Genomic DNA, 13,355 nt, shown 5'->3' on the forward strand with positions numbered 1-13,355 from the left:
TTATATCGCTCAAAAAAATTCCGAATAAATATAATTCTCACTCTCAGTTAATTTATAAGAAAGCCTAAACAATCCGTTCAGGCTGTAAGTATCTACAGTAAAAAATCAGAATGAATAACGGATATTAGCATTAAATGCCTTATCAATATCGTAATGACCGAAGGCTGACCGCTCAATATTAAGACTAATCCTGGTGTTTTCTCTGATTTTGGTGTTGACTCCAATACTAAAGTTCATCCGGCTATCTTTACCGTTCTTAATATGAGTTTCCCCCGCAAAATCATGGACAACCGTCTCATCCGGTTTAAACAAATCATACTGATAATGTACGCCCGCCAGAGCAGTCACTTCCCAGTCCTTGCCCTTAAAGCTCTTACCGGTTTCAACACCGGTACGACCAATCAGGGGCTTCATCTGTTTACGCTGCACGGCGATGTCAGTCCCTTCAGACTGCCAGGCAAATCGGTTACCAGACACCTTACCGTAAACCAGCTCCGTCTGCGGCTGAATAAAAGCTTCGCCAGGTAAGGAGAAGCGCCAGCCCGTTTCCGCACCCAGATACCAGGAGTGCGAGCGGTAATCCTGCTCCGGCATTCCCATATCACGCGCCTGGTAGTGGTTATCGTGACGCACGTATTTACCAATGAGATCGACATACAACCCGGAATCGAACATCGCGGACGCATAAATACCGGCACCGGTTGACTTCGTCTGTCCGGACCAGCCATCGCCATGACGATTACTGTTCGTAAATGTTGCCGTTACCCCGGTAAACAGCTCGCCGCCCTCAAACGCTTGCTTCCTGTCGGCGCCAGTCTGCAGGTGAGTCCAGCTGTCAGAGTAGCCTGCGCCCGCTGAACCGGTACCGCTAAAGATGCGCGCCCAGGCCCCGGTTTCACCACGGGTGTTGCGCAGATCGCCCATGCGGTAGTTCAGGTTGTTCATCTCTGTCAGGAAGTTCTTATATCCCGTATCCATAAAGGATTTGCTGGCCTGAAGCGCCGTTTTATCCTGCTGCACATCAAATCCTTCCAGCTGCCACAGCTTGCTGTTCCCCGTTTCCACCAGCGCTATATTCGGTGTGAAAGTGTGGAAGCCACTGCGTTGTGCAACCGGAGTGAGTGTAAACACATCGCTGGCTGTCGTTTTCGGTGCCGTCACTAAAGGTACAGAGGTTGTCTTCTTGCGGACTGAAGTCGCAGCCGGAACAACAACCAGCGCATTATTTTTCCCTGTCAGCGACTGTTTAACCGTGACCGTATCCGCCGTTTTGCCGTCGGTATTCAGGATGAACTGACTGTTACTGGTAGTAAGGGTGTCCACAGTCAGAGAACCCGGTGTGCCGGTTTTGCCGAAGCTTACCTGCGAACCGTTCAGATCCAGGGATTTCACCGTTGTCCCGCCATCTGCCTGCCAGACAGTATTAGCCATTGTTACTCCGGCAAGCGGCGCATTGATACTACCCAGATAACCCGTGAATTGGTTCTCGTTGCCTTTTTTATCCGTTTCGCCAAAATGAATGCCAGCAGCGTTATCAGCCTGAATATGTCCTGCCACCGTGGCGCCCGCTCCGACGTTCAGCGTTGCGCCCTGTCCGTTAAGACTCCAGCGCTCGGCTGCGTACTGCCCGGATAACAGTGAAAGCGTTGATCCCGCACCGACAGCCACTTCTTTGTCAGAAACCAGCCCCGACGTTGCCGTCAGTTGCGCGCCATCCGCCAGCGACAGCGGTGAGTGGCTGAAGCGGCTGTGCTGGCTGAGAACGGCGTCGGTGGACGACACCGTCACTGAACTGTCTGCGCTGTCAATCCCGCCGGTAAAGTGTTCATTAATGGTAAGCGTCGAACCATTTTTCAGATGTACGCCTCCGCTGAAACGGCTCTGATCGGCGTCGTTTGTCGCTTTTGACTGCCCGAATGACGGCGTGGTTTTCACTCCGTTCCCGTCATTGAGATCGATATAGAGGTTTTCACTGCCCAGCGTTACGGTGGAATGGTCGGCATTAATATTTGTATTAAGGCTGGCATTCCTCGCCAGACTGAAGTCAGCGTTGTACAGATCAAGCTGCTTCAGGCTGAACTGGCGGGTTTCCCAGTCACTCTGGGTGAAGGAAACCGGTTGGGTGAGAACAGAGTTGTCGCCCAGCGCCTTCAGCTTATTCGCTACGCCCTGGCTGCTGGCTGCATGGATAACCGGATGCCCCTGGACAAACAGGCGGCCATTTTGCTGAGTGAAGCTCCCCTGCGTGTTCATCCCGCCATCCATGACAAAATCATTCTGCGCTCTGGGCGTAACGATATTTTTGACATCAACATTGCCGGTGAAGTGGCCGTGCCAGATGTTGGCAACCGCCGTTGTGGCATCTGCTTTATTGAAATCCAGGTTGACGGTAGCCTGCTTCCCGCGGTTGGTCAGGATCGCCCCGTCGTCCGCGCCGTTAAGCTGATGGAAGGTAAGGCTGTTACCGTTGATGTCGAGCTTACCACCACGGTAATCCCACATGATATTGTCAGGGTTAACCTGCTTATCATCATTCAGTACAACCGTTGGGCGTCCGCTAACAATATCAACCATATTAAATGCCTGGACGTTGCCATCGCTGTCCGGGCGCTGCGCCAGAATCACCGTTCCTTCGCCAACATTCAGCCCACCGGGGTTGATACCCGTACCATTGACTTTCAGTGTCCCGGTACCGAGCTTGTGCAGGTTATCACCCTGAACACCCTTCACCTGCCAGTCGACGGTATGATCGCCGTTAACAATGATCCCGCCACCTTTCCAGGTTTCATCGGCACTGGCGCTGACGGTGTAATTCGCATCAAAAGTTAGCGTACCCGCCCCCTGATCTACAGAGTCGTTCAGCATGATCTGTCCATCAGAACCGAGGAAGGTCAGATTTTTGCCGTTATTGAGATTTGAACCATTTACGCTGCCATGCATATCCCAGCGCTGGCTTCCCTGGGTGAGATTCCCGGTACCGATTTGACTATCAAAATTCCAGAGAATTTGCTCAGAAGATGTATTGTTGACCGCAGGATCGGAATCCTGATCGAGAGCATTTTTAACATAGTCGACGGGGGTGACAGCCCAGTTATTTCCGTTACCACCCGCACCATTACCCGCAGTTAATACGCCAACCAACGTCCATTTATTAATGGTTGTATCAAAACCAAACAAAGGGGATCCACTGTCGCCAGCTTCACCATACGTCGCCATCGGTCCGTTTGCGGCATTATAAATTTGTCCGGAGGAGGTCGAGATCATCTGACCATTTTGATAAGAATGAAGCGAACCTACGGTACCGCCAGTAAGATAGCTATAAGCTCCCCAGATATGCTGAAGTTGTCCGGATGGCGTTTTGATGTACTGCGTCCCAGACCCTACACGATAAAAAACAGGAAAACGCTTTTTATCGTTATAAATGTTATTCACAGTACCAGCATGGGTCATTTCTGACGGGATAACCTCCGTCACGATCTTGTTCAGCCTTGGCGCATGGAAGTCCAGTCCCCAATGATTATTTCTGTCGACGATCGTATACGTGTAGTTGCCATACCGGACTGACTTATAGCCGCCATTATGCTTAACACTCGCCACATACTGCGGGTTGACTAAGGTGGCGACGCCTGTTTTGTCTACGGAACTAAAATCAGCCATGGGGGCTTTATCCAATACGCCCGCTGGTTTACCACTTTTATCATATAAGGTGATATTGGATGCACCGGCCTGGAAGGCTCCCCTATTTTGTGCGAAATCGCGATAGGTTTGATAGGGAAGGATGTTACCTACATCTGAGGCGTATGCTGAGGACGAATAGAAAAGCCCCATCATGCTGATTAACAAAACATATCGTGACAGACGTGACGTGATGCACTTCCTTATACCTTTACTTACGTCTGAAACAACAACCACCTCGCCCTTTCTGTTCTTTTTTATCGCATATATTTTATTCATGCTTCCCCCAGCAACTATCAGCTTGAATAACTTAAAATCAAACAAAGACCAGAACTAGTCAATATAAAAATAGCGTGTTTTTATTCTTATATCCTGAAAGAGCATTGTAATAATGAATCTACGGTCACTTTTATTATATCTCTGCAATAAATAGCTACAAAAATTGAAACGACATAAGCAAACGAATCACAAATGAAAAAAAGATATAAAAGTAACGATCACCATTTCAGGATTTGTCAGCGCATTTCCATCACAATATATTCTGTCTCGCTCATTAATATTGTTATGAGCTTACTATAGAATTAAACCTATTATATTAGTTAAATGGAGTATAAAATGAAAAAGCTGATTTTAGGTTCGGCAATTGTGGCAGTCTTGGGTGTAGCATCTAATGCTATGGCAGCGAACAGCGGTACTGTTAATTTTATGGGGGCAGTTTCAACTGCGACCTGTAATCTATCAGTAACAGATAACGCTGGTGCGAATATCGCCAGTGTTGACTTAGGAACATTAGCCAGCAATGCTACAGCCGATGGCACAGCTGTGACTTTTAAATTGGTCCCGCAGGAAGCAGCATGTCTATCCAAAACAGCCGCGAATATGACCTGGACGTCTCCGACATTAAGTGCAACCGGTCTAAATAACGCCACAACAACCGGTACTAATGCAACTATGGCTTTGAATGCAACTAATGCAACCGAGACGGATAAGGCTATTAAGCAAGGTAATACCTCCTTCAATTATAACGTTGCAAATGGTATTAAATCTTTTGACTTTTCAGCCCAATTAAAACGCCCGGCAACCGGTACAATGACTGCTGGCCCCTTCAGTGCGGCTGCAAGCTATATTGTGGCATATAAATAATACATATCTAAAAAAGAAGGGAGAAATCCCTTCTTTCTAGAAATACTTAGTTGGCAAGGGATAACATGAAAAAAAGTCTGGCTTTGTGTATTATCATTTTTCCTCTAGGTTGCAAAAATGTACTTGCTGACGGATTCAACTATAGCTTCATTCGTGGGGGGAGCAAAGAAATCCCTCAAATTCTCACCAATAAGAAAAAGAATGTACCAGGAAAATATTTTGCCGATATTATATTTAATGGTTCAAAAATTGCTTCAACTATAGAACTGGATATTAATGAAAATGAAGCAGAAAAGTTATGTATTTCTGCCGACTGGTTATTAAAAATAGGAATAAACCTCAATAAAGATTTTTACTCATCCGAATTTGATTCCACACGCCAATGCTTTGTCATCGAAAATGAAAAAAACAGTCAAATAAGTTTTAATCCTTCTTTACAAGAATTAACAATTGAACTCCCTCAGGCTGGTTTTATCGATTCTAAAAAAGAAGGCGGTACCTGGGATTATGGCAGTGCCGGTTTCAAACTCGCCTATGATGTCAATACGTCAAAATCAAGTGATCAAGACCGGACAACATACGGCAATATCGAGGGCCAAGTCAATATAGGAGAATGGGTTCTGCTAGGAAGGGGGTATGCGTATCAGGGAGAAAAATTTGAGAGCAACAACCTGCTGTTAACGCATGCGATAAAATCGATAAAATCAGATATCCTGATTGGTAAAACCCAGTCCTACAATACCCTGAACGATGGTTTTACCTTTTATGGTGCGCAGTTAAAGTCCAACCAGGATATGTATCCTTGGGACTTGCAGTCGTATGCTCCGATAATTAATGGTATTGCCAGAACACATGCCCGTGTCACTGTAGAACAAGGCGGATACACATTAAAATCGTTCGTGGTTCCGCCAGGTCCTTTTGTGATTAACGATCTGACCGGCGTGTATTCAGGCGACATTATTTTAAAAATTTATGAAGAGGATGGTTCGGTAAAAGAACAGCGATTCCCGGTTGCCGTGCTGCCTAATTTATTGAAACCTGGAAATTACAATTACAATATCGCGGTGGGTAGCAAAGTTGACCAATACAGTGACAAGCGTGATGATAACAGTTTATTCGCGCAGATGACCTATGATTATGGTTTTGAGCCCTTTACACTCAATACTTCTGCGTTGGTAGATAAAAACTACAACAACTTTGGCCTGGGTCTTATCCGTTCTTTCGGCTGGTTTGGAGCTGTGGCTATGAGCGGCAACCTGTCGCAGACAAAATACCATAATGGCAAATCTATGAATGGCTTTAGCGCATCGGTAAAATATGCCCGAGTCTTAGGGGAACACGCGAATTTACAGTTAATCAGTTATCGCTTTAACTCTGAAAATTATATTGATTACGCGGACTTCAACTATCGGTATAACAATCTGTTAAACATCAGACCCAAGCAGCGATATGAATCGATTATCACCTATCAACTTCCAAAAATGAATATGTTCTTCAACATGTCAGCCTGGAAGGAAGATTACTGGGACAGTTCCAGTGAGGTAGGTGCCAACGTAAATCTCAATAAGAGTTTTAATAATATCTCAGTCTCCCTAAATACCGGATATTCCCGACTACAGGGTATGGAAAGCGATTATAACGCCGGGGTATCCCTCAGCGTACCCTTCAGCGTGTTTGATAAATCGCACTACAGCTTCTCTGCCATAAATTATGATCGCCGTAATGGCACGAATTTCAATACGGGTGTTGCGGGAAGTGTTAATTCTCGCTTGAGCTATAATGCGTCCATCAGTCAGTCACGCAATACTACAGGAAGCGCGATTTCAGCGTCTTATCTGTTTGACGAAGTTCAAACCTCGGCAAGCTATTCGCAAATGGGGAGCACTTCCAGTTCTTCCCTCCAGGTCGGTGGAAGTATTATCGGGTTACCAGATGCAGGCATTCTTTTTACGCCTGTGAAAAATGATGAAATTGCGATTGTACAAATGGAGGATGTTCCTGGCGTCAGATTTAATGGCTCCATGCCTGGCGATAAAAAAGGTCGCGCCGTCATACCGTTAACGGCTTATAACAATAACACCATTACGGTCAATGCCGACAACTTGCCACAAAGCGTCGAATTGACAGAAAACGCAATCAATGTCACGCCGACAGAAAATGCTATTATCTACAAAAAAGTGAAATACAGAAAAATTAATACCTATATTGTCAAAGTCATCAGCAGTAATGGTTTTGTTATTCCAATGGGGAGTATCGCTAAAAATGCAGAAAATCATGAAATTGGCTACGTCAACAACGGCGGGATTCTGTTAATGAATCTTGAAGATAAAGATGAAGGGATAATTTCTGTAGGTAATTGCAAATTCGATTCACGATCGCTGCAGAAAGATACGGGTAAAGTACAGGAGATTAAGTGTGGCTAAGAACAATTCACTGAGAAAGCTTTTCATTTCTGCGTCACTGTTTTTATTTACGGCAACAAGTCATGCGGCGTTTGTCCTTAACAGCACGCGTTATGTATTTGATGAAAAAAGACAGAATATCTCTGTACAGGTTGATAACCAGTCCTCTCAGGAATATGGCGGACAGATATGGATTGAAAACCAGGACCAAAACGACAAAAACGTCTATTTTGTAACCAGCCCCACGTTCTTTAAAGTGGCCGATCAGCACAAACAAATCCTGCGTATCCTGAAAATTAATGATGCGTTACCAAAAGACAAAGAATCGCTTTTCTGGATCAATATCCAGGAGATCCCTAAAGCACCAAAAGAAGGTGCGAATACATTATCAATTGCTCTGCATACCCAAGTTAAAATGTTTTATCGCCCTGACGCCCTGAAAGAGAAAAGGGAAAATGCCGAACAGCAGATTAAAATGATAAGCAGTGAGGGTAATACCGTTCTCTGGAACGACACACCCTATTATTTTGCGATTATCAGTGTTAAACAAAACGGAACGCTTGTTAAAGTTAGTGACGATATTAAAGAAAAATTATCTGTTTTTGCGCCAGGTGAAAAAATTTCTCTGGGTAAATCAATTACCGGTAGCAACCTTAGCATTGTAGTTTTTGATGATTATGGCGTTGACAAAGAGTATAAATTAAACAAATCCTGACACGTGTAAGGCTTTTATTATGTGTAAATTCATATTTGCTCTTTTCATCGTTTTATTATCGTTCTGTTCATTACCTGCCATGGCAGCTAATTGTAGTGGAGGAACTATACTTTTTGATACTGATCCCAGTGATCATGGTTACTGGTTGGATGGTTATACATCAGCAAATAATGATCCACTGTTAATAATGCAAGTGACCGTACAAAATGGGATGAATTGCGATCCAGATTATACAGAGGATTTTACCACGATAAGTAATATGATTATGAGGCTAACCAGTGGAGGGACTTGTACTAACCGCAGCACCATAACGACTCCCTATCCGGGCATTGAATGGCAACTGGAGGGTATGCATTGTGATGGTACTCATATTATCTCCGACAACGTTAAAGCTGGGCCATGGGATAGTAGAATTGACTGGCCCGCAGGTACTGTCCTGGGTAAAGCCAAACTTGTCGTAAATGATCAATATTGGATACAAAGCACCCAAACGGGGCAATATGCTGTTAATATCCGGCCACTTTCTGTAGGAAATACACTAGTAAACAGTCCAGCGGTCAATGTTGCTTCAATTTTAGGGGGATCGATACCTTTTATTTTTAAAGATAATGCTACCTGCTCAATGTCGCTTTCTACAGAAAACTTAGATTTTGGAAAACTAACACCAAGTGATGTCAATGGTGATTCTTTATATAAAGAGTTATCAGTCTATTATTCTTGCAAAAATAAAGCACTAATTAATGGATTATATGTACGTTTTGACCCAGAGAATGTGGTTGATGCGGCAAATGGCATATTTAGTGCCACTGATAGTGATGGAAGGAAATTGAACTTCCAAATTACCAGACTGTACGGGAATTACCACACCATCCCTCTTAATAGGAATTATAGAATATTTGAGCCAACTAAAATTGATCTTGATGCTACTGCGACATTCAGAATCAACGTTAAACCTTCAACGCCATTTCCTGCCGGGAAGATTTCAACGTTCCTGAATGTTTCGCTAATATACAGATAGGCTAGGTGACTTTATGTACAGATGGTTAATATTTCTTTTAATATTTTTTTCATTGCATAACGCATCCGCGTCGAAATCAGTGCAGAGGAGAGTGGCTATAAACGCTGAGTTAGCCTTAAATACTTGCACATTATCACTTTCTCCGGCAAATCTTAACTTTCAAAAAATTAGTTTAAATCAGTTTGAAAATAACGCGACAACGCCACAGACAGTCGATTTGAATATCTCTTGCAGTTGGCCAGCAACGGGGATTTCAATAAAGTTTGCACCAGCTGCTGGCATTTCTGCGAGCAACGCCAGTCTGATGAAAACGGGCTTAACCGGCGTTGGGCTTGCGTTGTCCTGGAAAAATTCAGCCAGCACGGATTTTACGTCGCAAGATTTTAATAAGTCTTTTACACCCACATTAACCGCATTAAATAATAATAGTGAAACGCTTGGTCAGTTTCAGCTGCTACCTCAAAAAATTCCAAGTGAAACGATCCAGGCTGGGAACATATCAACAAGCCTGACTGTCGAGGTGACCTATGATTGACAGGACATGTCTTTTTTTCCCGTTGCTTATGGGACTGATTAGCGCATCAACGGCTTTTAACAATTATGCCGCACAAAAGGCAAGCGCAACGCTTCCCATTACGATGCAGGTCACTAATCCTCAATGCCAAGTTAATAACGGGCTTGGGCTGCCTGAAACCGTACAACTTCCTCTGATCACAACTTCAGGTGCCCTATTAGGCGATAACAACGTTGAAGTTCCCATTGTGATTGACTGTGTCAGTGACATCACCAAATTTGAAGTTACCCTGACTGGGGGCAGTAATTCGAAACTCACTACGTCAAATAATATGGTTGATATTACCTTGTCATGGAAGAAAGGCGGAGGAGCAGTTGAATTCGGGACGCCGGTCGAGCTGAGTAAAGCGCCTTTTCTTGTAAATCAAAAGCAGTTTGATGGCACCTTATTGGCCAGAGTTTCTTCCCATACAGGCACGATTCCTGCCGGGAGTTATACCGCCAGCTTGCCGGTGACATTTACCTATTATTAAGATGGTATAAACACAAGCCGGGGAAATCCCCCGGCTTTTGGATAAATCAATCAAACACCCCGTTAATAATCGCCGTCACCACCGCAGTACTGAGCGCAATCAACACCAGATCGTTGCCAACCATTTTCCATTCATATCCCGGATAGTAAGGCAGTTCGCCCAGCATAGAAGCCGGTACGGTTTTCTTCGCGATGCCCGGAGGAAGCGGTTTACCGCGCGCCAGGTTCTTCGCAATGCCCGGCGGTAACGAATCATAGCCCGTCAGGCCGTAGTTCACCGCCAGGTGGCGTGCGGTCGCAAAACTGATATCGGCCTCTACATGATCGGGTTTACCGTAATTTTTACGGTGATCGGAAGAGGCGTTCTTTTTCTCACCGGCATTTCCTTTGTGTCCGTTATTTCCCTGGTTGCCTTTATTTCCATGATTTGCACTACTGTTACCATGGCCGCCGCCGTTACCGTTTCCATTTCCATTTCCATTACCCGGGTTTGCCATGACAGGCGCGGCAAACAGGGAGAGAGAAACCAGAGTGGCCAGCACAGCCGTAAAACCACGACGCTTACCCATGACCTGTTCCTTCCTGCTGTTGATCTGTTTTCACCATAGAACGCGGTAAAGAAAGGTGCAATGTCCTGGATTCCTGGTTTGCAGACATATAACGCAGGTGATTAAACAATCCGTTATGTGAATGATAAACCGCCGGTGCTTCTCTGCTATCATGACGGCAAAACAGTGCGAAAAGTTATGCAGAGGAAAACATGGGCTCTACCAGAAAGGGAATGCTGAACGTCCTGGTTGCCGCAGTATTATGGGGAAGTTCCGGCGTCTGCGCGCAATATATTATGGAGCAGAGCCAGATGTCGTCGCCGTTTCTGACCATGACGCGTCTAATATTCGCCGGGCTGATTTTGCTGACGCTCTCTTTCGTACATGGCGACAAAATTTTTGCCATCGTTAAACATCGTCAGGACGCCCTCAGCCTGCTGCTGTTCTCCGTGGTGGGCGCGCTGACCGTACAGCTTACTTTCCTGCTGACCATCGAAAAATCAAACGCCGCGACCGCCACGGTGCTGCAATTTCTGTCCCCGACCATCATCGTCGCGTGGTTTGCGGTGATGCGTAAATCGCGGCCTGGCGCGCTGGTGCTGACGGCGATTCTCACCTCGCTTTTTGGTACGTTTTTACTGGTCACGCACGGCGATCCAACGTCGTTATCCATCTCTCCCGCTGCGCTGTTCTGGGGAATCGCTTCGGCGTTCGCCGCCGCGTTTTATACTACTTACCCTTCCACGCTGATCGCCCGCTACGGTACCCTGCCGATTGTCGGCTGGAGCATGTTAATCGGCGGGATGCTTCTGCTACCGTTTTATGCTGGCGAGGGAACAAATTTTGTGGTGAACGGCAGCCTGATACTGGCGTTTTTCTATCTGGTGGTGATTGGCACGTCGCTGACGTTCAGCCTGTATCTGAAGGGCGCGCAGCTGATTGGCGGGCCGAAAGCGAGCATTTTGAGCTGCGCAGAACCACTGAGTAGCGCGCTACTGTCGCTATTGCTGCTGGGCATCACCTTTACCCTGCCGGACTGGCTGGGTACGCTGCTGATCCTCTCGTCAGTCGTGTTGATTTCAATGGACTCCCGCCGCCGCGCCAGAGCGGCGTAACGGCAGGGAACTGTTCAACCTTCACCAGACATGACCTTCTCGTCCGGTCATCAAAATGTCCTGGTTAAATAATGTCTGGCTGCGCCTTCTTGCGGGAAATTATCGAGGGTCATTTGCAGCTGATAGCCGTTTTTTTGATAAAACGGCAGCGCCTGAAAACTCATGGTATCCACCAGCGCGTGACGGCAGCCTCGCTCCTGCGCCGCCTGTTCCGCTGCCTGCATCAGCTGTCTGCCGTAGCCGCCTCTGCGCAACGATTCATCCATCCACAGGTATTTTATACACAGCCACTCACCTTTGATTTCGCCAATCAGCCCCCCTTTGATCGCCTCATGCTCATCACGCCAGTAAACCGCCAGATCGCCAAAGTGGGTCGTTTTCAGGAACTGGAGATTGTATGCGCGTAACCCGGTGAGCAGTACGTTCTGATCGTTTTCGGTAACCGTATCCGTAACCCATATCTGCATCTGATCCTCCTGAAAAAATACAACGTCCGGCTTAATGTCGTTCAAACATTAGCACGGGTAGCTGAATGAGTCGTGCACCTGAATCATTACCTCAAAAGAAGGCAATCAACAGCATATCCACGAAGCGATTGTGGCGATAGAGAGGAATAATCAGAATAACTACTGGGAAGCGCTCGGCAAGGTGGAGTGCCCGGATATGTAGGCGTGAAGCCCTCGCTTCACGCCCGTTTATCGTCATTAACGCTGGCGAACGTCCGGAATAATTAAGTCGCCGCGTAAAACATACGATCCCAGCATATTGCGGGTTTTTTCGTTAAGCCAGCCGACAATACGCGCCGCCATAGCGTCCATAGAATATTCGATTGCCGGAATGGTGGGAATGCCCGGCAGATGCAGCGAGCCTGCCAGGCTGAAGACCATAATGTCTTCCGGCACCGACTTATTAAAGGCCTGCAACTGCGGGATCACCCGCTGCGCCTGCTGTTCGTCCGCCACCAGCAGCGCGTTAAAGTTAAGCGTCGATGCGTTATTCAGCAGCTCCTGCAGCGCGACCGACGAAGAGGTCGCCTCCATAAACACCAGGTTGCGGTTAAACGGCAAAAAGTTTTTTTCCAGCGCATGCTTATAGCCCAGCAGCACCTGCTCGGAGAAGCCCATTCCATGAGGATGGATCAGCGCAATCTGGCGACGATTCTGGCTGATCAGGTAATTACAGGCGGTTTCAGTGGCAAAGGCGTGGTCAAACTGAATGCTGTTTACGTCGTCGCCAGCCTCCAGACAATCGACCAGAATGACGTTCTCCTGATGGATACTCAGCGGAAACCGCGCGCCGATGATCAGCACATCGTCACACAGGCCGCAGCTCAGCTCATCAAGTGCGTTCATCACTTCCGCTCTGGTATTGGCGAAGCGGAGCAGCAGGTGCTTTTGATGCTGGCTCAGGTGTTTTTCCAGCGCATACAGATAGCCCGTGGTCTGGTTGATGTTGTCCTGGGCGCATATCACGCCGATACAGCCGGTGCTCTGGCTTAACAGCGACTGGGCAATCACATTGGGGCGATAGTTAAGCTCATCCACCGCTTTCAAAACGGCAAGACGACTGGCTTCCTTCACGCCACGCGATCCGCTCAACACGCGCGACACCGTGGCTTTCGACACGCCGGCCAAACGCGATACATCGTTGATAGTAGACATCATTCTCCCCTGACGGAGCCCGCCTGGCTCCTC

The 13,355-nt window shown here is 46.7% G+C and carries 11 protein-coding genes and 1 pseudogene; 8 read left to right on the plus strand and 4 right to left on the minus strand.

Features of this window, described 5'->3' with window-relative positions; translation table 11 throughout:
* Nucleotides 1-105: 105 nt before the first annotated feature.
* Nucleotides 106-3,954 (minus strand): S6 family peptidase, encoded by a 3,849-nt coding sequence (locus K7R23_RS05835; protein ID WP_012908077.1) that lies wholly within the window; start codon nucleotides 3,952-3,954, stop codon nucleotides 106-108.
* 336 nt (nucleotides 3,955-4,290) lie between these two features.
* Between K7R23_RS05835 and K7R23_RS05840 the strand changes: the two genes are divergently transcribed.
* From K7R23_RS05840 to K7R23_RS05865, 6 genes are all read left to right on the plus strand, one after another.
* The gene (locus K7R23_RS05840) at nucleotides 4,291-4,818 is read left to right on the plus strand and encodes a fimbrial protein (protein WP_012908076.1); all 528 of its coding nucleotides are present in this window, start codon (nucleotides 4,291-4,293) and stop codon (nucleotides 4,816-4,818) included.
* A gap of 65 nt (nucleotides 4,819-4,883) precedes the next feature.
* Nucleotides 4,884-7,241 carry a PefC/AfrB family outer membrane usher protein gene (gene pefC, locus K7R23_RS05845; protein WP_012908075.1) on the plus strand — a complete coding sequence of 786 codons (2,358 nt, stop codon included), beginning with the start codon at nucleotides 4,884-4,886 and terminating at the stop codon, nucleotides 7,239-7,241.
* On the plus strand, nucleotides 7,234-7,935 hold the full coding sequence (locus tag K7R23_RS05850) for a fimbrial chaperone (RefSeq protein WP_012908074.1): 702 nt from the start codon (nucleotides 7,234-7,236) through the stop codon (nucleotides 7,933-7,935). Before pefC ends, K7R23_RS05850 begins: the two co-directional genes overlap by 8 nt.
* A gap of 19 nt (nucleotides 7,936-7,954) precedes the next feature.
* Entirely contained in the window at nucleotides 7,955-8,953 is a 999-nt protein-coding gene (locus K7R23_RS05855; protein ID WP_012908073.1) for a fimbrial protein, read from the plus strand.
* A 91-nt stretch (nucleotides 8,954-9,044) separates the two neighbouring features.
* Nucleotides 9,045-9,488: a fimbrial protein gene (locus K7R23_RS05860; protein ID WP_231851583.1), complete on the plus strand. Its 444-nt coding sequence runs from the start codon at nucleotides 9,045-9,047 to the stop codon at nucleotides 9,486-9,488.
* Entirely contained in the window at nucleotides 9,481-9,999 is a 519-nt protein-coding gene (locus K7R23_RS05865; protein ID WP_012908071.1) for a fimbrial protein, read from the plus strand. The genes K7R23_RS05860 and K7R23_RS05865 overlap by 8 nt, the downstream gene beginning before the upstream one ends.
* Before the next feature lie 46 nt (nucleotides 10,000-10,045).
* On the opposite strand, the gene K7R23_RS05870 is transcribed toward K7R23_RS05865, so the two are convergent.
* On the minus strand, nucleotides 10,046-10,567 hold the full coding sequence (locus K7R23_RS05870) for an anti-virulence regulator CigR family protein (RefSeq protein WP_012908070.1): 522 nt from the start codon (nucleotides 10,565-10,567) through the stop codon (nucleotides 10,046-10,048).
* 191 nt (nucleotides 10,568-10,758) lie between these two features.
* On the opposite strand from K7R23_RS05870, the gene K7R23_RS05875 reads away from it, so the two are divergent.
* Nucleotides 10,759-11,661, plus strand: coding sequence for a carboxylate/amino acid/amine transporter (locus K7R23_RS05875; protein WP_012908069.1), 903 nt, complete (start codon nucleotides 10,759-10,761; stop codon nucleotides 11,659-11,661).
* A gap of 50 nt (nucleotides 11,662-11,711) precedes the next feature.
* Here the strand turns inward: K7R23_RS05875 and K7R23_RS05880 are convergent, their stop codons facing one another.
* Nucleotides 11,712-12,128 (minus strand): GNAT family N-acetyltransferase, encoded by a 417-nt coding sequence (locus K7R23_RS05880; RefSeq protein WP_012908068.1) that lies wholly within the window; start codon nucleotides 12,126-12,128, stop codon nucleotides 11,712-11,714.
* 91 nt (nucleotides 12,129-12,219) lie between these two features.
* On the opposite strand from K7R23_RS05880, the pseudogene K7R23_RS05885 reads away from it, so the two are divergent.
* A pseudogene (locus K7R23_RS05885) lies at nucleotides 12,220-12,330 on the plus strand (YicS family protein); the annotation flags it as partial.
* Between the two features lie 35 nt (nucleotides 12,331-12,365).
* Here the strand turns inward: K7R23_RS05885 and K7R23_RS05890 are convergent.
* Nucleotides 12,366-13,322, minus strand: coding sequence for a LacI family DNA-binding transcriptional regulator (locus K7R23_RS05890; RefSeq protein ID WP_012908067.1), 957 nt, complete (start codon nucleotides 13,320-13,322; stop codon nucleotides 12,366-12,368).
* Nucleotides 13,323-13,355 lie beyond the last annotated feature (33 nt).

Source organism: Citrobacter rodentium NBRC 105723 = DSM 16636 (assembly GCF_021278985.1).
In the GTDB taxonomy this organism is placed as follows: Bacteria; Pseudomonadota; Gammaproteobacteria; order Enterobacterales; family Enterobacteriaceae; genus Citrobacter_A; species Citrobacter_A rodentium.